The organism is Jeongeupia sp. USM3, assembly GCF_001808185.1.
Classification (GTDB): Bacteria; Pseudomonadota; Gammaproteobacteria; order Burkholderiales; family Chitinibacteraceae; genus Jeongeupia.
In genome coordinates, this window is sequence record NZ_CP017668.1 from 1,871,372 (window position 1) to 1,889,748 (window position 18,377).

14 protein-coding genes are annotated in these 18,377 nt (G+C 66.7%); 9 read left to right on the top strand and 5 right to left on the bottom strand.

Annotation, left to right across the window (positions count from 1 at the left end):
* Positions 1-6: 6 nt before the first annotated feature.
* The 7 genes from rsmB (at position 7) to BJP62_RS08925 (ending at position 8,899) form a co-directional block, all read left to right on the top strand.
* Positions 7-1,281: a 16S rRNA (cytosine(967)-C(5))-methyltransferase RsmB gene (rsmB, locus tag BJP62_RS08895; protein ID WP_070529084.1), complete on the top strand. Its 1,275-nt coding sequence runs from the start codon at positions 7-9 to the stop codon at positions 1,279-1,281.
* Positions 1,244-1,852, top strand: coding sequence for a DUF4390 domain-containing protein (locus BJP62_RS08900; protein ID WP_070529087.1), 609 nt, complete (start codon positions 1,244-1,246; stop codon positions 1,850-1,852). Before rsmB ends, BJP62_RS08900 begins: the two co-directional genes overlap by 38 nt.
* The gene (locus tag BJP62_RS08905) at positions 1,849-3,966 is read left to right on the top strand and encodes an ATP-binding protein (protein ID WP_070529089.1); all 2,118 of its coding nucleotides are present in this window, start codon (positions 1,849-1,851) and stop codon (positions 3,964-3,966) included. The genes BJP62_RS08900 and BJP62_RS08905 overlap by 4 nt, the downstream gene beginning before the upstream one ends.
* A complete protein-coding gene (locus tag BJP62_RS08910) occupies positions 3,959-5,260 on the top strand; it encodes a sigma-54 dependent transcriptional regulator (protein WP_070529091.1) in 1,302 nt (433 codons plus the stop codon). Before BJP62_RS08905 ends, BJP62_RS08910 begins: the two co-directional genes overlap by 8 nt.
* A gap of 90 nt (positions 5,261-5,350) precedes the next feature.
* Positions 5,351-6,718 (top strand): Trk system potassium transporter TrkA, encoded by a 1,368-nt coding sequence (gene trkA, locus BJP62_RS08915; protein ID WP_308417871.1) that lies wholly within the window; start codon positions 5,351-5,353, stop codon positions 6,716-6,718.
* The gene (locus BJP62_RS08920) at positions 6,715-8,229 is read left to right on the top strand and encodes a potassium transporter TrkG (RefSeq protein WP_308417870.1); all 1,515 of its coding nucleotides are present in this window, start codon (positions 6,715-6,717) and stop codon (positions 8,227-8,229) included. Before trkA ends, BJP62_RS08920 begins: the two co-directional genes overlap by 4 nt.
* 34 nt (positions 8,230-8,263) lie before the next feature.
* Positions 8,264-8,899 carry a LysE family translocator gene (locus BJP62_RS08925; protein WP_070529097.1) on the top strand — a complete coding sequence of 212 codons (636 nt, stop codon included), beginning with the start codon at positions 8,264-8,266 and terminating at the stop codon, positions 8,897-8,899.
* Positions 8,900-8,909: 10 nt separating this feature from the next.
* On the opposite strand, the gene BJP62_RS08930 is transcribed toward BJP62_RS08925, so the two are convergent.
* Positions 8,910-9,884 carry a GGDEF domain-containing protein gene (locus BJP62_RS08930; protein ID WP_070529100.1) on the bottom strand — a complete coding sequence of 325 codons (975 nt, stop codon included), beginning with the start codon at positions 9,882-9,884 and terminating at the stop codon, positions 8,910-8,912.
* Between the two features lie 91 nt (positions 9,885-9,975).
* On the opposite strand from BJP62_RS08930, the gene mpl reads away from it, so the two are divergent.
* Both mpl and BJP62_RS08940 read left to right on the top strand, forming a co-directional pair.
* Positions 9,976-11,349, top strand: a complete 1,374-nt coding sequence (gene mpl, locus BJP62_RS08935) for a UDP-N-acetylmuramate:L-alanyl-gamma-D-glutamyl-meso-diaminopimelate ligase (protein WP_070529102.1) — start codon at positions 9,976-9,978, stop codon at positions 11,347-11,349.
* A 70-nt stretch (positions 11,350-11,419) separates the two neighbouring features.
* The gene (locus tag BJP62_RS08940) at positions 11,420-12,118 is read left to right on the top strand and encodes a hypothetical protein (RefSeq protein WP_070529109.1); all 699 of its coding nucleotides are present in this window, start codon (positions 11,420-11,422) and stop codon (positions 12,116-12,118) included.
* Between the two features lie 136 nt (positions 12,119-12,254).
* Here BJP62_RS08940 and murB read toward each other — a convergent pair whose 3' ends face one another.
* From murB to BJP62_RS08960, 4 genes are all read right to left on the bottom strand, one after another.
* Positions 12,255-13,265 carry a UDP-N-acetylmuramate dehydrogenase gene (gene murB / locus BJP62_RS08945; RefSeq protein WP_070532527.1) on the bottom strand — a complete coding sequence of 337 codons (1,011 nt, stop codon included), beginning with the start codon at positions 13,263-13,265 and terminating at the stop codon, positions 12,255-12,257.
* 123 nt (positions 13,266-13,388) lie between these two features.
* Positions 13,389-15,068 (bottom strand): chitinase, encoded by a 1,680-nt coding sequence (locus BJP62_RS17985; RefSeq protein WP_083300805.1) that lies wholly within the window; start codon positions 15,066-15,068, stop codon positions 13,389-13,391.
* 115 nt (positions 15,069-15,183) lie between these two features.
* On the bottom strand, positions 15,184-17,232 hold the full coding sequence (locus BJP62_RS08955; RefSeq protein WP_236943684.1) for a glycosyl hydrolase family 18 protein: 2,049 nt from the start codon (positions 17,230-17,232) through the stop codon (positions 15,184-15,186).
* A 644-nt stretch (positions 17,233-17,876) separates the two neighbouring features.
* A complete protein-coding gene (locus BJP62_RS08960; protein ID WP_070529111.1) occupies positions 17,877-18,365 on the bottom strand; it encodes a hypothetical protein in 489 nt (162 codons plus the stop codon).
* Positions 18,366-18,377 lie beyond the last annotated feature (12 nt).

Sequence of the window (18,377 nt, forward strand, 5' to 3'; positions counted from 1 at the left end):
CGCACCATGTACGCCACCCAGAAACACGCGACCCATACCCTCGCCGCCGTACTCGGCGGCAAGACGCTGACCGACGCGCTCGCCGACGTCTGGCGTACCGAGCCCGAGCTCAAGCCGCAACAGCGCGGCGCAATCCAGGACGTCTGCTATGGCTCCTTGCGCCAGCTTGGCCTGCTCAACACGATGCTCGACACGCTGCTGTCCAAGCCGGTCCACGAGGCCGAACTGCGCGCCCTGCTGCTCGTCGGCATCTACCAGCTACACTTCACCCGCGCCGCGCCGTATACCGTCGTCGACCACGCGGTGAAAGTCGCCGCGCACACCGGTACCGGCCAGGGCAAGGGTCTCGTCAACGCGATCCTGCGCAACTTCCTGCGGCGCCGCGACGAGCTGATCAAGGACGCCCGGCGTACCGATGCCGGCCACTGGTCTCACCCCGACTGGTGGATTGCCGCGATGCGCAAGGCCTACCCGGGCGCGTGGCGCAGCGTTCTGGAACAGTCCAACCAGCATCCGCCGATGACCTTGCGGGTCAATCGCCGCCAGGGCAGCGTCGACGCCTATCTGGCCGAGCTGGCCGCCGCCGGCATCGAGGCCCGTGCGCTCGACGACAGCGCCATCCTCGTCCGCCATCCGGTCGGCGTCGACAGGCTGCCGGGTTTCTTCGACGGCAAGGTCTCGGTGCAGGACTGGGGCGCGCAGCATGCGGCCCGCCTGCTCGACGTCGGCGACGGCATGCGCGTGCTCGATGCGTGCGCGGCGCCGGGCGGCAAGACCGGCCATCTGCTCGAGCTCGCCGAGCTCGAGCTGACGGCGATCGACGTCGACAACCAGCGGCTCGCACGCGTCGCCGACAACCTCGAGCGGCTCGGCCTGAAGGCCACGCTCAAGGCCGGCGACGCCGCGGTACCGAAGATCTGGTGGGACGGAAAACCGTTCGACCGCATCCTCGCCGACGTACCGTGCTCGGCGACCGGCGTCGCCCGCCGCCACCCCGACATCAAGTGGTTGCGCCGTTACAACGACTTCGTCACTTTTTCGCAACAACAGCGGCAGATGCTCGATGCGCTGTGGCCGCTCTTGGCCCCCGGCGGCAAACTGCTCTATGCTACTTGCTCGATTTTCCCGGCCGAGAACAGCATACAGGCCGAGGCCTTTGCCGCTCGCCATCCGGACGCCGAGCGATTGCCGCTGAGCGAAGGCCTTCCCGCCGACGGCCAGCTGTTGCCGACCTCCGAGCACGATGGCTTCTACTACGCGCTTTTCCGCAAACGTCCTTAACGCTGTTGTCGCGCTGCTGCTCTGGCTCGCCGCCGGTACCGTGCTCGGCGAGGGCAGCGGCATCCGCGCGCAGTCGGCCGGTGCGAGCTACGGCAACAGCCGGATCGAGCTGTCGGCGCGCTTCGCGGTTTCGCTCAATCCGACGCTCGAGAACGCGCTGGCCAACGGCGTCTCGCTGCCCTTCGTCTATGAATTCCAGCTGACCCGGCCGCGCGGCTACGCACTGTACCGCCAGGTCGCCGACTGGTTCTCGCCGACCGCCGAACTCGGCTACCGGCTGTCGTACCACGCGATTTCCCGCCAGTACCGGCTGCATCTCGGCAGCTTCTACCGCAGCTTTGCCTCCCTCGACGACGCACTGTCGGCGCTGGGCGTCGTTCGCGACTGGGGCGTGCTGGCCGGCTCGGCCATCGCCGACGACAAGAGCGATTTTGCCGGCAGGGTGCGGCTGCGGCTCGACCTGTCGCAGATGCCCAAGCCCTTCCAGCTCTCGACGCTCGGCCAGGGCGACTGGAAGCTCGAATCACCGTGGGTCGACATCGCCCCCGGCCGCGACGAGGCGCGCGAATGAGGCGGCTGCTGCTGATCCTCGCGTCGGTCGCGACGATCCTGGTCTTCCTGCTCGCGACCGCGTCCGGCAACACTTCGGCGTTTTCGCAGTACTACACCGAACTGCTGACGCTGAACGGCATCCTGCTGTTCGGGCTGATCGCCGTCGTCGGCGCGCGGCTGTGGCAACTGATCAAGCGCGTCCGCGCCAAGGTCTTCGGTTCCCGGCTGACCTTGCGGCTGGTGCTGTCGTTTTCGCTGGTTGCGGTGCTGCCGGGCACGCTGGTCTACACGCTGTCGGTGCAGTTCCTCAACCGCTCGATCGAGAACTGGTTCAACGTCCGCGTCGACAACGCGCTCGACCGCGGCCTCAACCTCGGCCACAACGCGATCGACTACCAACTGACCGACCTCGTCCGCAAGGCGCGGGTGATCTCGCTCGACGTCCACGACGAAACCGGCTCGGAACTGTTTTCCAGACTGACCCGGCTGCGCGAGCAGATCGGCGTGCAGGAAATCTCGCTGTTCGACGAACAGGGCAACACGATCGCGCACATCGGCAACGAGAACGCCGGGCTGTTCCCCAATCTGCCCGAACGTTCGCTGCTCAAACGCGCACTGCGCGAGCCGGTCCGGCAGATCGAATCGACCGCCGACCAGGGTTTGATGATGCGCACGCTGGTCGCGATGCACGGCGCCGGTTTCGGCGAACGGACGCGCGTCCTGCAGCTGATGCAGCCGGTACCCAAGCAGCTCGCCGACGATGCCGAGCTGGTCGAAACGGTGCGTGCCGACTACAAGCAGTTGTCGCAGGCAAGGCAGGGGCTCAAGCTGATCTTCAGCCTGACGCTGACGCTGGCGTTGCTGATGGCGCTGCTCGGCGCGCTGGCGCTGGCGATGTACCTGTCCGACAAGCTTTCGGCGCCGCTGTCGGTGCTGGCCGAGGCGACGCGCGCGGTTGCCTCGGGCGACCTGAGCCGGCGCCAGCCGGTGATCAGCCGCGACGAGCTCGGTATTCTCACCCAGTCGTTCAACCGGATGACCCGGCAGCTCGCCGAGGCGCGCAACACGCTCGAGAAGCAGGAGGCGGCGCAGGCGGCCGGCAAGGTCTACCTCGAAGGGATACTCGGCTCGCTGTCGGCCGGCGTGCTCTCGTTCGACCGCGACTGGCAGCTGGCGTCGAACAACCAGAGCGCGCTGCGCATCCTCGGCGTCGACCCGGCGCGCGTCGGCCAGACGCCGCTGTCCGACTGGCCCGACTGCTATCCGGCACTGGCGGGGTTCTGCAACGAGGTCGCCCACGGCTTCGCCAGCGACGAGGAACACTGGCAGCGCCAGGTCGAGATCGCCGAGCAGAAGCGCGTGCTCAACGTCCGCGGCACGCATCTGATGCTCGGCGACGAGGACAGCGGCTATCTGGTCGTGTTCGACGACGTCACCGACCTGCTGTCGGCGCAGCGCGACGCCGCCTGGGGCGAAGTCGCGCGCAGGCTTGCGCACGAGATCAAGAACCCGCTGACGCCGATCCAGCTCGCCGCCGAGCGGATGGAGTTCAAGCTTGCCGACAAGCTCGACACCGCCGGCGCCGAGCTGCTGTCGAAGAATACGCAGACCATCGTCAAGCAGGTCGCCGCACTGAAGCAGATGGTCGACGCGTTCCGCGACTACGCGCGCAAGCCGACCGGCAAGAAAAAAAATCTGGACTTGCAGCAGCTCTTGGCCGAAGTGCTGGTACTGTACGAGGCAGCGCCGGTCACCCGCATCGACAATGCCCACGAGCCGATGGTCGTCATGGGCGATGCGACGCAGTTGCGCCAGGTCATCCACAACCTGCTGCAAAACGCGCAGGATGCGATCGAGACCAGCGAAACCCGGCGGATTTGCGTCAAAACCGAAAAAGCCGATAAATTTGTACGGTTAACAGTAGAAGACAGCGGTTCAGGCTTCCCCGGCGATTTGCTGCCGCGGATTTTCGAGCCCTACGTGACCACCAAGCAAAAGGGCACGGGGCTCGGATTGGCCATCGTCAAGAAGCTCATCGAAGAGCATCACGGCCGGATCACGGCCGGAAACCGCGACAGCGGCGGCGCGTTCGTCAAGATCGAACTGCCGCTCACGGAGGAAACAAGTGGGTAGTCAGGATATTTTGGTCGTCGACGACGAAGTCGGCATTCGCGAACTCCTCTCCGAGATTCTGCAGGACGAAGGCTATAGCGTCGCCGTGGCGGAAAACGCCGAAGCCGCACGCAAGCTCCGCAACCAGGCGCAGCCGCGGCTGGTGCTGCTCGATATCTGGATGCCGGACACCGACGGCGTGACGCTCTTGAAGGAGTGGGCGCGCAACGGCCAGCTGACGATGCCGGTCGTGATGATGTCGGGCCATGCGACGATCGACACCGCCGTCGAAGCAACCCGGATCGGCGCGCTCGACTTCCTCGAAAAACCGATCGGCCTGCAAAAGCTGCTGGCAACGGTCAAGCGCGCGCTGTCGCAGCCGGTCGAGGCCGCCAAGCCGCTGCCGACGCTGGCGCGCCTCGGTGACGCCGAGGTCGTGCGCGAACTCAACCGCGTACTCGACACCGCGCGCGGCCAGGGCTCGCCGGTCCTGCTGGTCGGCGCCCCCGGCGTCGGCTTCGAAATCTGCGCCCGCTACCTCGCCGTACCGAACCAGCCCTTCGTCGCGCCGCTGTCGAACGAGGACATCGCGGTCGCACCGCTCGAACTCGCCAACAAGGCCGCCGGCGGCACGCTGTTCCTGCGCGACATCGCCTATCTCGACCGCCGCGCCCAGGCCGGCCTGCGCACGCTGCTCGGCAAGATCGACAAACAGAAGGTCCGGCTGGTGTCGGCGTCGAGCAAGCCGCTCGACCAGCTCGCCGGCCAGCTCGATCCGGAACTGCTGAACGCGCTGTCGCAGCTGATCGTACCGGTGCCGCGCCTCAAGGACCACCGCGAGGACATCGCCCGGCTGGCCGAGACGCTGCTCGCCGAAACCGTCGCCGCCAACAAGCTCGGCCCGCGCCGCTTCAGCCAGGCCGCGCTGCAGCTGCTGGCGCAGCAGGACTGGCCGGGCAATCTCGACGAGCTCGCCAACGTCGTCAAGAGCCTGGCGCTGACCTGCCGCGACGGCGAGATCGACCTCACGCCGGTATCGCGCATCCTGTCGCAGTTCGCGCCGGGCGGCGAGAGCATCGTCGCGCTGCCGCAGGCCGCACCGCCGCCGCTGCCGATGCTCGACCTCGCGCTGCCGCTGCGCGAGGCGCGCGACCAGTTCGAGAAGTACTATCTCGAGCGCCATATCGAGCTGTCGGGCGGCAATATGAGCCGCGTTGCCGAGAAGATCGGCCTAGAGCGGACCCACCTGTACCGCAAGCTCAAGTCGCTCGGCATCCAGATGCCGAAGAAAAACCGGCCCGCCAGCGACAGCTAGGCGGCCACCGCAGTACGCGCACCAGACGAACGCAGCCCGCTCACGGCTGCGTTCGGCATTTCGGGTCACCAGGAACTTACCGTGTCGAACATCCTTATCCTCGGCGCCGGCCGCGTCGGCGCCTCGGTTGCCGAGCAACTGGTGCAGGAGCACTACCACGTCACCCTCGTCGACGATAACCCCGCCAACCTCAAGGGGCTGCAGGACCGGCTCGACCTGCGCGCGATGGTCGGCAACGCGGCCAGCCCGGCGGTGCTCGAAGCCGCCGGCGCGCGCGATTGCGACCTGCTGCTGGCGGTGACGCCGAGCGACGAAGTGAACATGGTCGCGTGCAAGATCGCCCACGAGCTCTTCAACGTGCCCAAGCGCATCGGTCGCGTGCGCAATCCGGACATCCTCGCCCGGCCCGAACTGTTCAACGAAGGCAACTTCGCCATCGACCACGTGATCACGCCGGCACAGATCGTCACCGACTATCTGGTCAGTCTGGTCGAAACGCCCGAGGCGCTGCAGGTGCTCGACTTCGCCGACGGCCGCGCGCAGATGGTCGTCGTCCGCGTCGAGGCCGACGCGCACATGACCGGCAAGACGCTGGCCAGCCTGTGCCGGCTGCTGCCGAACGTCGACAGCCGCGTTGTCGGCATCTACCGCCGCAACCGCTACATCCGCCCCGACGGCGACAGCGTGCTCGAGGTCGGCGACGAGGTCTTCGTGCTCGCGGCGAGCAAGCACATGCGGGCGGTGATCCGCGAACTGCACGGCGAGGAGCGCAAGATCCGCCGGATCATCATCGCCGGCGGCGGCAACGTCGGCTTCAGGCTGGCGCAGGCGCTGCAGGACGACTACCAGGTCAAGCTGATCGAATCGAACCGCGAGCGTGCCGCCTGGCTGGCCGAAGCGCTGCCGAAAACGCTGGTGCTCGCCGGCGACGCGACCGACGAAACGCTGTTCGACGCCGAGCAGATCGAGCGCACCGACCTCTATCTGGCGCTGACCAGCGACGACGAGGACAACATCATGTCGGGCCTGCTGGCCAAGCAGATGGGTGCGCGCAAGGTCATCGCCATCATCAACCGTTCGCGCTATGTCGGCCTGCTGCAGGGCAGCCGCATCGACGTCGCGCTATCGCCGGCGCAGGCGACGATCGGCTCGCTGCTGGCGCGCGTGCGCCGCGGCGACATCGTCGCCGTGCACAGCCTGCGCCGCGGCGCGGCCGAGGCGCTGGAAATGATCGCCCACGGCAAGCGTTCGACCTCGCGCGTCGTCGGCCGGCGCATCGAAGAATTGAACCTGCCGGCGGGGCTGTTCATCGCCGCGCTGATCCGCGGCGACGAGGTGCTGATGGCCCACCACGACACGGTGATCGAGGACGAGGACCACGTGATCGTCTTCGTCGACAAGAAGCGCGGCATCCGCGAGGTCGAGCAGCTGTTCGCCGTCAAGCTGGGGTTCCTGTGAAGCGCGCCCGCGGTCCGGCGCTGATGGCGCTGCCGGCCGGCGTCTCGGTCGCGCTGCGCATCCTGCCGGTGGCCAACGTGCTCGCCCGCGTCGCGCTGATCTTTTCGCTGACGATGGTCGTGCCGATCTGCATCTCGCTGTATTTCGGCGACTCGGCGCTGTGGCACTTCATCGACGCGCTCGCCGGCCTGGCGACGCTGAGCCTGATCACGATCGTGCTGACCCGGCGTTTCCGCCGCGAGCTCAAGATCCGCGACGGCTTCGTCCTCGTCGTCGGGCTGTGGACGCTGCTGCCGCTGGTCGCGATGGTGCCGCTGATGTTCCACATGCCGGACCTGCGCTTCTCGGTTGCCTACTTCGAGGCGATCTCGGCACTGACGACGACCGGCGCGACGGCGCTCTCGGGGCTCGAGCACCTGCCCGAATCGATCAACTTCTGGCGTCACCAGCTCAACTGGCTCGGCGGGCTCGGGATCATCGTGCTCGCGGTCGCGATCCTGCCGATGCTCGGCGTCGGCGGCATGCAGCTGATCAAGGCCGAAACGCCGGGGCCGATCAAGGACGCCAAGCTGACGCCGCGCATCCACGAGACCGCGCGCAACCTGTGGCTGATCTACGCGGCGCTCACGCTCGCCTGTGCGCTGATGCTCCGCTATGTCGGCGGAATGCGCTGGTTCGACGCGGTCTGCCACGCCTTGTCGGCGATGAGCCTCGGCGGCTTCTCGACCTACGACAGCAGTGTCGGCCAGTTCAACTCGGTCGCGGTCGAGGCGATCCTGATCGGCTTCATGCTGATCGCCGCGACCAATTTCGCCACCCACTATCTGGCGCTGACCAACCGCAGCCTGAAGAGCTACTGGCGCGACTCGGAATTCAAGGCGATGGTACTGCTGCTCGGCTTCAGCACGCTCGGCCTTGCCGGCTACCTCGTCTGGCAGCAGACCTACAGCGACTATTTCACCAGCCTGCGCATGGTGCTGTTCAACCTGGTGTCGATCTCGACCGGCAGCGGCTACGCCAGCACCGACTACGGCCAGTGGCCGATCTTCGTGCCGCTGTGGATGCTGTTCCTGTCCGGCATCGCCGCGTGCTCCGGATCGACCGGCGGCGGGATCAAGATGATCCGCACGCTGATCCTCGTCCGCGGCGCGAGCCGCCAGTTCACCACGCTGCTGCACCCGAACGCGGTGCGGCCGCTGCGGGTCAACCGGATGGCCGTGCCGGACCCGGTGATCTTCGCCGTGCTCGGCTTCATCTTCCTGTACTTCATGAGCCTGGTCGTGCTGACGTTCGCGCTGCTGGCAACCGGGCTCGATTTCGTCTCCAGCCTCTCGGCGGCGCTCGCCTGCCTCAACAACGCCGGCCCCGGCCTCGGCGTCGTCGGCCCGGCGTCGAACTACGGCGGGCTGACCGACATCCAGCTGTGGCTGTGCTCGCTGGCGATGCTGCTCGGCCGGCTCGAGGTGTTCTCGGTACTGGTGCTGTTCACGCCGGCGTTCTGGCGCGGCTAGCCGTCCGTCGGGCGGGGCCGATATACTCGGCCCCATGGACGTCTTCATTACCGGTTTTCTGCTTTCGCTGTCGTTGTGCCTCGACATCGGCATCGTCAACGTCGCCATGATCGACACCAGCCTCAAGCACGGGATGCGCCCGGGCCTGCTGATCGGGCTGGGATCGTGCTTCGGCGACCTCGCCTACGCGGCGCTCTCGCTCGTCGGCATGAGCATCCTGCTGCAGTTCGAGGCGGTGCAATGGATCACCTGGCTGGTCGGCGGCACACTGATGCTGTGGCTGGCCGTCAGGATGGCGCGCGAGGCGTGGCGCTCGTCCAGGCTGCCCTCGCACGATACCGCCAGGGCCGCACGGCCGCCGTCGCGCCAGCTGTTCAACCGCGGCCTGGTCCTGGCGCTGGCGTCGCCGTCGTCGATTCTGTGGTTTGCCGCCGTCGGCGGCGCGCTGATCGCCAATGCGACCGACGGCAGCGCAGGCTCGGCGGCACGCTTCCTCGCCGGCTTCTTCGCCGGCGGACTGGCGTGGAGCAGCTTCATCGTCGCCATGGCGCACCACGGCGGCCGCACGCTCGGGCCGCGCTTCATCCAGGGCTGCCACCTCGTGTCGGCGGCGCTATACCTCTACTTCGCCGTGCTGGTGTTCGGCAACGGCGCACGTACCCTGCTCTGAACGCCTGCCGTCAGGCCGGCGCAAACTCGGTCCGGCTCTTGCCGGCATTCTTGGCGCGGTACAGCGCCTCGTCGGCGCGCAGCAGCAGGGCGCGACCGTTCTCGTCCGCGGCAAGCTGGGCGATGCCGGTCGAAAAGCTCACTTCGACGCGCTGCCCCTTGTGGACGAACGGCGTCCGCGCGGCAACCGCGCGCAGGCGGTCGATCACGTAGCTCGCGCCGTTGACGTCGGTATCGACCAGCAGCAGCAGGAACTCCTCGCCACCGTAGCGGACCAGCAGGTCGCTTTCACGCAATACCACACGGGTCAGATTGGCGACGTGCACCAGCACCTGATCGCCGATCAGGTGGCCGTAGGCATCGTTGATCCGCTTGAAGTCGTCGAGATCGAAGATCACCGCGGTCAGCTTGCCGCCCTGCCGCTGTGCGCGCCTGACCTCGCGCGCCAGATGATGGTCGAGCCCCTGGCGGTTGAACGTGCCGGTCAGCGCGTCCTGTTCGAGCATCTTGCGGTTGAACGCGAGATCCTCCTCGATGTGCCGCACCGAATCGCGGATCTGTTGCAGATCGCTGTGCGACGCCGAGACGGTCGAGTGGATCGAGTTTGTCGACGAAATCACGCTGTCGAGCAGGTCGGCAAGCGTGCTGTGCGTTTCCTCGACGCTGGCGCGCTGCTCGGCATGCGCATCGCGCGCGTACCGGAGCCGGCCGAGGCTGGCGAGCATCGCACCGCGCTCGCTGTCGAGCGTCTCGATCAGCTGCTGCATCGCCTCGCTGGCCTCGCCGACCGCTTCGTCCACCTGGCACAGCACCTGCCACGCCTGCTGCAATTCTTCCTGCGGCTTGGCCTGCGGTGACTTGATCGTGACGATCGCGTTGTAGAATTGCGCATAGTTGTCCGGCGTCGGCGGCAGTCCGCGCTCGGCCAAGCGTTTCAGTGCAATCCGGGCGACTTCGACCGGGCTGTCCGGCGAGGTTATGCTCATGTTCTATTTGGCTTTTTTTGGTCAAGTAGGCGACAGGATTGTACGCAATTAACGTAACGCACACCATCAGTCAATACCCGAAAGGTCTTTCATGCATATTCACATTCTGGGTATCTGCGGCACCTTCATGGGCGGCGTCGCGGCGCTCGCCCGTGCCGCCGGCCACACCGTCACCGGCTGCGACGCCGGCGTCTACCCGCCGATGTCGGACCAGCTTTCCGCACTCGGCATCGAACTGATCGAGGGCTGGGATGCCGCCCAGCTGCAACTGGGCGCCGACCTCTACGTCGTCGGCAACGTCGTCAAGCGCGGCAATCCGCTGATGGAAGCGATCCTCGACGCCGGCCTGCCGTACACCAGCGGCCCGGAATGGCTGCGCGACCACATCCTGGCCGGCAAGTGGGTGCTCGCTGTCGCCGGTACCCACGGCAAGACGACGACCAGCGGCATGCTGACGTGGATACTCGAGGACGCCGGCCTGGCGCCGGGCTTCCTCGTCGGCGGCGTGCCGGAGAACTTCGGCATCTCGGCCCGGCTGCCGGGCACGCCGGCGCAGGATCCGGCGAGCACCTCGCCGTTCTTCGTCATTGAAGCAGACGAATATGACACGGCGTTTTTCGACAAGCGCAGCAAGTTCGTCCACTACCGGCCGCGTACGGCGATCCTCAACAACCTCGAATTCGATCATGCCGACATCTTCGCCGATCTGGCGGCGATCGAGACGCAATTCCACCATCTGGTGCGTACCATTCCGGCCAGCGGCCGGCTCGTCGTCAATGGCCGCGAAGCCAGCCTTGAGCGTGTCGTCGAGCGTGGCTGCTGGACGCCGGCCGAGCGCTTCGGCACCGAGGCCGGCTGGGCGATCGGCACCGTCCACGCCGACGGTTTCGACGTGCTGCTGGACGGCAAGCCGCAAGGCCGGCTGGTCTGGTCGCTGCTCGGCGAGCACAACGCGCTGAACGCGCTGGCGGCGATCGCCGCGGCGCGTCACGTCGGCGTCACGCCCGAGGCGGCGATCGCCGCGCTCGGCCGCTTTGCCAACGTCAAGCGCCGGATGGAGATCAAGGGCGAGGCCGGCGGCGTCACCGTCTACGACGATTTCGCCCACCACCCGACCGCGATCGCCACCACGGTTGCCGGGCTGCGCCACAAGGTCGGCAACGCCCGGATTCTCGCCGTGCTCGAACCGCGCTCGAACACGATGAAGCTCGGCACGATGAAGGCCGCCCTGCCCGGCTCGCTCGCCGGCGCCGACGCGGTGTTCTGCTACAACGCCAGCCTCGGCTGGGATCCGGCCGAGGCGCTGACGCCACTCGGCAACAAGGCGCAGACCTTCACCGACCTCGACGCACTCGTTGCCGCGGTCGTAAAGCTGGCCCGGCCCGGCGATCAGGTGCTGGTGATGAGCAACGGCGGCTTCGGCGGCATCCACGGCAAGCTGCTCGCGGCGCTGGCCGCGGTGTGAAGGGCTTCTCTTGTCGTCGCCGGGCCGGGCCGCTTAAGCTCGGCCGATGTGATGATGTGGAGAAACACCCATGAAACGATGGCTCGCCCCGGTGGCCCTGCTGGGACTGATCGCCAGCCCGTTCGCCGCCGCCGATGACGACAGCGGCTCCCGCTACTGGAGCAGCGGCGGTCGTGGCGACGGCCACTGCGAGATCCGCCAGCGCGTCGACGACCGCGTCGTGCTCGAGCTGCGCGGCAACGATGTCCGTGTCCGCACACTCGGCGGCGAGCACTTCCCGCTCGGCCAGGTCCGCTGCTCGGGCCCGCTGCCCGCCAATCCGAAGGACTTCCGCGTCGAACTGCGCAGCGGCCGCGGCCATCTGACCCGCGCCGATCCGCCCAGCGGCCGCCGGCCGGCGCAGATCGAGCTGTTCGACCCGCGTTCGAGCAACGCGCTCTACGTCGTCGACATCCGCTGGCGCGACGATCGCTGGTCCGATGACGACGACGGCGATCAACGCAACGCGGTCCGCCGCTGCCAGAGCGCCATCCAGGACGAATTCGCCCGCCGCAACTACGGCGACGGCAGGCTGCGCTTCCGCGGCCAGCCCCAGGTCGACCGCAACGGCAACGAGCTGCGCGTGTTCGGCAGCGGCGAGGCGCGCAACCGCAACGACGAACGCGATCTGCGTTATCAGTGCATGCTCGACCGCCGCTCGGGGCGGATCCGCTCGGCCGACTACTGGTACGACAGCGGCGCGCTGCGTTCGGTCACGCCCGAGCGCTGATCGCCCGAGCGGCCATCAAAATCCGGCGAAACGGCACTGGCAAGGCGTGCGAAACGCAGACGGCACGATCGGTTCGGCAAGCGGGCACGCCAGCAGTGCACCCCGCAGGCAAGTACCCTTGGGGTATTGGCCGCGCTCACCACCAGACCGGTTCGGGCTCGATCGCGACGCCGAACATCGCTTTCACATCGGCCTGGACCGCTGCGGTCAGCGCGGCAATGTCGGCGCGCCGTGCGCCGCCATGGTTGACCAGCACCAGCGCCTGCCGCTCGAACATGCCGGCCGGACCGAGCCGCCGGCCTTTCCAGCCGGCCTGCTCGATCAGCCAGCCGGCCGCGAGCTTGTACGCGCCACCCGGCATCGGGTACGACACCAGCTTCGGATGTGCGGCGAGCAGCGCCTCGCGCTGCGCAGCCGGCACGATCGGATTCTTGAAGAAACTGCCGGCGTTGCCGATCACCGCCGGGTCGGGCAGCTTGCGCCGGCGGACGTTGATCACCGCCTGCGCGACGCCGGCCGGCGTGCGTGGCAGGCCGGCAGCGGCGAGTTCGGCCTCGATATCGCCGTAGCCGGTCTGCAGCCGCGGACATTTCGACAGCCGGAACACGACTTCGGCGATCAGCCAGCGGCCCGCCTCCTCCTGCTTGAACACGCTGTCGCGATAGGCGAAACGGCAGGCTGCATTGTCGAAAACCCGCGCGCTGCCGTCGTCGAGCCGGTACGCGGTCAGCTCGGCCAGCGTGTCCTTGACCTCGACGCCATAGGCGCCGATGTTCTGCACCGGCGCAGCGCCGACGGTGCCCGGGATCAGCGCGAGGTTCTCGAGCCCGCCCCAGCCCTGATCCAGCGTCCACATGACGAAGTCGTGCCAGACCTCGCCGCCGCCGGCGGCGATCCACACCGACTCGTCGTCCTCGCGCAGCACGCGCCGCCCGGTGATCGCGACCTGCAGTACCAGCCCGTCGACGACGTCGGGCAGCACGAGATTGCTGCCGCCGCCGAGCACGTGCCACGGCAAGGCGGCCAGTCCGGCGTCGGCGCACAGCGCGGCGAGTTCGGCGGGATCGCGCACCGCGACGTAGCGGCTGGCTTGGGCGGCAAGCCCGAGCGTGTTGCGGCGGCTCAGGTCGACATTGCTTGCAATCATGGCGGGATAACGCTGCGGCAAAGCGGCAATTATCGGCCATCGCCGTTTGCCTTGGGCGATCCAGGTCAATAAAAAACCGGCACGGTTGCCCGTGCCGGTTTGCCTTGGCGGGATCAGCGGTGCTTACGGCAGCGTCTTCAGGTGCGCCTTCACCGGCGCCGAGAAGTTGTAGCCGTCGTGCTTGTCCCAGTTGATCGACCAGGTCATCACGCCGCGCGCGGTCGGATATGCCTGCTTGGGCTTGACGGTGCCGCAATCGACCAGCTTGGTCAGGCAGTTCATCGACTTGTTGATGACATCGGTCGTGATGAAGCCGGTATTGGCCGAGCTGCGGCCGCTCGGCACGCCGAAGGCGACCTGGTCAGGACGCAGCCCCTTGAACTCCCAGCCGGCGCCACCGACGGTCTTGAAGCCTTCGATCAGCATCAGCGAGCCACCGACGAGACCGTCGACCGTGCCTTCGTTGAGCTGGCCGTACGGCGTCCACAGGCCACCGTTGTTGTAGTACTGGACGTGGATCATGTTCAGGTCGTTGCGCAGACCGTCGATGATCGGCAGGTAAGCGCCCCAGATGCCCGAGTAGGCAACGTAGCCGCCCTGGACATACGGGTGCTCCGGCGCCATCGACAGGTAGAAGGTCGGGCCGACCTTGGCCTTCAGTTCCTTCATCGCCGTGATCAGGTTGTCGATGATCGGTGTACCGAGCACGACGCCGGCACCGCTTTCGAGGTCGAGGTCGATACCGTCGAGGCCGTACTTGTTGATCAGCGCGTACAGGCTGTTGACGAAGTTGGTCACGTTCTCGCGCGTGTTCAGCGTCATCCGGCCTTCCTGGCCACCGAGCGACAGCACGACCTTCTTGCCCTTGGCGCGCTTGGCGGCGATGTCGGCGATGAACTCCGCCTCGGTGCCGGCGTTTGCATCAAGCGTGAACGTCACCGCGCCGTTGCCCGCATCCTCGCCGAACGACAGCATGATCACGTCCCAGTCGTCCGACACATCCTTGATGCGGATGGCCGGGCCTGCGCCATTGGTGAAGTTGTGCCAGTAGCCGATCAGCGCGTGCTTGGGCAGGCCGTCCGGGGTCGGGGTCGGGGTCGGGGTCGGGGTCGGGGTCGGCGTCGGCGTCGGCGTCGGAGTCGGGGTCGGGGTCGGGGTCGGAGTCGGGGTCGGGGTCGGGGTCGGGGTCGGAGTCGGGGTCGGCGTCGGCGTCGGCGTCGGGGTCGGCGTCGGCGTCGGAGTCGGAGTCGGAGTCGGAGTCGGGGTCGGAGTCGGAGTCGGAGTCGGCGTCGGAGTTACCGGGCCGCAAGCACCAAGGTCGTTCCACGGCTTGCCGTCACCGACGTTGTTCGACGGCACGTCGCCCTGCGTCCACCACTTGGCCGAGTAGGTGCGGCCGTTGTAGCTGACGGTTGCCCCGCCGTTGTACGCGGTCGTCGACGACCACGCGGCCGCGGTGCAGCCCGACGGCGTCGGGGCCGGAGTCGGGGCCGGAGTCGGAACCGGCGTGGGAGCAGGCGTCGGCGCGGGGGTCGGAGCCGGTGTCGGCGCCGGAGTGGGTGCTGGGCTCGGCGTACCGGTGCTCGCGCCGATCAGCTTCCACAGCGTCGGGCTGGCGGCCGGGTTCCAGTTGGCGCCGACGTAGGCGGTATGCGTCACCAGCGCCTGATAGTCATTGCCGCTGTACGACACATAGGTACCGGCGGAATAGGTCTGGCCTTCCTGCCAGGCCGGATAAGCCGCGTACGCATGGACGGCGAAGAGCGCAGCCGGAATGGCCGCGAGTGCAAAGCGATTGAACATCGACAACTCCTCACTTTTTCTTGATCGGCACCCTGTATCGGTGCCTGTGAAAAGGCCCCCCCGCGCAAACGGGAGGGCCCAGGGATCACCTACTCATGCGAGTGGGCGCTCGGACTTACTGGTTCATCTTGGCCATGGCGGCGGTCAGTTCGCCGTCCGCGGTATCGCCGTCCGATTCCCAGGCGAAGACACCGCCCAGACCCTTGGCCTTGGCATAGTCGATCTTGTTCTGGATGTCGGTCGGGGTATCGTAGCTCCACCAGTTGGTGCCGTCGTACTTGTACGACTGCTTGGTCACCGGGTGGTAGCGCAGCGTACCCGCGGCGTTCTTCAGTACCTTGTAGTCCTCGATGCCGTTTTCGTACGTACCCTTCGCAGCGCCGGTTGCCGTCTGGTACAGACCGTCACCGTTTGGACCCGCCTTCACGCCGGTCCAGCCGCGACCGTAGAACGGGATGCCGAGGTGGAGCTTGGCAGCCGGTGCGCCCGCAGCCAGCATCGCGTTGACGGCGCTGTCGGTGTTGTACGTCGAACCCAGGCCCGGCTTGCCGGTCTTCGGATCGAGGTAGTTCGGGCTGTTCGGATCAGCGTACAGGTGGGCCTGGAAGTCGGTCGGACCCTGTGCCGCCCATGCGCCGTTGTAGTCGTACGACATGATGTTGATCCAATCGAGGTACTTGCTGTACTCGGCCGGTTCGGTCATCGCGATCTTGTCGCTACCCGCGCCGATGGCCACGGTCAGCAGATAGCGCTTGCCGGTCGTCGTGCCGTAGGCGTCGAGCTGTTCGCGGAACTCCTTCAGCAGCAAGTTGAAGTTCTGCTTGTCGGCATCGGATACGGTGTTGTAGCCGTAGCCCTGGACACCCGGGAATTCCCAGTCGATGTCGATGCCGTCGAACACGCCTGCACCGGTGCCCGCGCCACCCGAGTTCGAGCCCGCGTCGTACTTCAGGTTGCCCTTGATGTACTGGTCGATGCACGACGACACCAGTGCCTTGCGGCCAGCGTCGGTTGCCGCAGCAGCCGAGAACCACTTCGACCAGGTCCAGCCGCCGAGCGAAATCAGCGTCTTCAGCTGCGGGTTCTTGGCCTTCAGCTTCTTCAACTGGTTGAAGTTGCCCTTCAGGCTGCCCGTACCGTCGGTACCCCAGGCATCGGCAACGCCGTCGACCGATTCAGCAGCCGAGAAGCCCTTGTTGTACGCAGCCCACGAATCGCCGCCGTCGCCGTTGCCGGCTTCCGAGCGGGTGATGCTGGCATCGCACTTGTAAGTGCCGTCGGCCTGCTTGAAGACGTTGGCGAACGAGTAGTTCAGGAAGGTCAGCTTGGCGGCCTGGCCACTGGTCTGAACGTTCTTCACGAAGAAAGCACGACCGTAGATCGACCACTCGGCGAAGTACGAACCCACTTGCTTGCTGCCGCTCGGCGTCGGAGCCGGGGTCGGAGCCGGGGTCGGAGCAGGCGTCGGTGTCGGGGTCGGAGCAGGCGTCGGAGCGGGCGTCGGTGCCGGGGTCGGAGCAGGCGTCGGTGCCGGGGTCGGAGCGGGCGTCGGTGCCGGCGTCGGTGCCGGCGTCGGAGCAGGCGTCGGTGCCGGGGTCGGAGCAGGCGTCGGTGCCGGGGTCGGAGCAGGCGTCGGTGCCGGGGTCGGCGTACCGCTGCAGGCACCGAGGTCGGTCCACGGCTGGCCTTCACCGGTGCTGCTCGACGGCACGTTGCCTTGCGTCCACCACTTGGCCTGATAGTTGCGGCCGTTGTAGCTCACGGTCGCACCGCCGCTGTATGCGGTCGACGCGTTCCAGGCGGCTGCGGTGCAGCTACCCGACGGGGTCGGAGCAGGCGTCGGCGCTGGCGTGGGCGCCGGGGTCGGTGCGGGGGTCGGTGCGGGGGTCGGTGCCGGCGTAGGTGCGGGGGTCGGGGCAGGCGTCGGCGTACCGCTGCTGGCGCCGATCAGCTTCCACAGCGTCGGGCTCGCGGCCGGGTTCCAGTTGGTGCCGACATAGGCGGTATGGGTGACCAGCGCCTGGTAGTCATTGCCAGCGTACGACACATAGGTGCCAGCGTTGTAGGTATTGCCTTCCTGCCAGGCCGGATATGCGGCATAGGCGTGGGCGGCAATCATCGCGGCCGGAATGGCAGCAAGGGCAAAACGATTGAATTGCGACATACGTAGCGTCTCCATCCTCTTTATTTGGCGTTATTCACGCGCTTCCACTGGTCATGCAGTCCGGCAACATCGCGTCAGTTTATTGACAGACAAGACCACATCCCCAAGCTGCAAGTGCTCACCTTCAGGTGTAGTCGCTTGCGACGAGGTTCATTAGCGGATAGCGCCGAATTAAAGTCAATACGGGAGCCGGGGGCCGTTTATCGGGCGGATAAACGTCATTCCCGCGATGCGGGCGGCCACTACCCGGAGAACGGCAATCGACAATGTTGCAATGCGGAAAAATAGGGAGAATCGGCGCAAAAAACGCCGAACGGGACGTCATCGCTTGATATTGCGAAGCAACATCATCAAGCCCTGATGTAGTAGCGGAGCGAATACAGAAAGTAGTTTGATGCCAGCAAACTACATACCCTGTCGCATGGTTTTCGCCACGTACCGGCATCACGGCAACGGCCCGGAAGCAGGGCAAGGATTTTTAGCTTTCCATAACCGTACAAATAAAAACGGAAGGCGTAATAATCCGAACCGGTGGTTACCGGTGCATGCGAAACGAGCAGGAATTTTCTGACGGCAAAAACGCCGAGACTGGTATTGCATTTGCATAAACACTGGCATCGACCAGGACTTGAACCGCCGGCGTGCTAGAAGCGGTTGCCCAGATCCCAGCGTGCGCAGTACCACTTGGTCTGGCGATTGGCGAGACCGACCAGCACGCTGCCGGTTGCCGAGAGGTAGCGCGGATACGGCCCCGGCAACGGCGTAAAGCGCATGCCAAGCCGCTCTTCGAGCCTGGTGCGGACCGCGTCGACCGGCTGGGCGATCAAGGCGCCGACGATCAGCGCACCGCTTTGCGGCGGATTGGTGAACACTTCCCTGGCAAACACACCGGCCAGGTCGGCATTCTGTGCATCGAACCAGTCGGCCCCGCCCCAGCTGCGCAAGGGCTTGCCGAGGTGGCGGCGGAAATAGCCCTGCCAGTATTCGGTCGACCACTCGCCGCGGCACGACAGCGCCGCTTCGAGCCGGTCGCCGAAATGCGACGGCAGCGCCGCGCCCTTGGCGGCAAAGGCTGGCGGGCATGAAAAAACCGCCAGGCACAGCAATGCGGTCGGGAGCGCAAGCCGTGGCATGGCGGTTCGTCG

Coding starts and splice junctions, on each gene's coding strand:
- rsmB (WP_070529084.1), top strand. CDS start 7: ATGTACGCCACCCAGAAACACGCGACCCATACCCTCGCCGCCGTACTC.
- BJP62_RS08900 (WP_070529087.1), top strand. CDS start 1,244: ATGGCTTCTACTACGCGCTTTTCCGCAAACGTCCTTAACGCTGTTGTC.
- BJP62_RS08905 (WP_070529089.1), top strand. CDS start 1,849: ATGAGGCGGCTGCTGCTGATCCTCGCGTCGGTCGCGACGATCCTGGTC.
- BJP62_RS08925 (WP_070529097.1), top strand. CDS start 8,264: ATGGACGTCTTCATTACCGGTTTTCTGCTTTCGCTGTCGTTGTGCCTC.
- BJP62_RS08930 (WP_070529100.1), bottom strand. CDS start 9,884: ATGAGCATAACCTCGCCGGACAGCCCGGTCGAAGTCGCCCGGATTGCA.
- mpl (WP_070529102.1), top strand. CDS start 9,976: ATGCATATTCACATTCTGGGTATCTGCGGCACCTTCATGGGCGGCGTC.
- BJP62_RS08940 (WP_070529109.1), top strand. CDS start 11,420: ATGAAACGATGGCTCGCCCCGGTGGCCCTGCTGGGACTGATCGCCAGC.
- murB (WP_070532527.1), bottom strand. CDS start 13,265: ATGATTGCAAGCAATGTCGACCTGAGCCGCCGCAACACGCTCGGGCTT.
- BJP62_RS17985 (WP_083300805.1), bottom strand. CDS start 15,068: ATGTTCAATCGCTTTGCACTCGCGGCCATTCCGGCTGCGCTCTTCGCC.
- BJP62_RS08955 (WP_236943684.1), bottom strand. CDS start 17,232: ATGTCGCAATTCAATCGTTTTGCCCTTGCTGCCATTCCGGCCGCGATG.
- BJP62_RS08960 (WP_070529111.1), bottom strand. CDS start 18,365: ATGCCACGGCTTGCGCTCCCGACCGCATTGCTGTGCCTGGCGGTTTTT.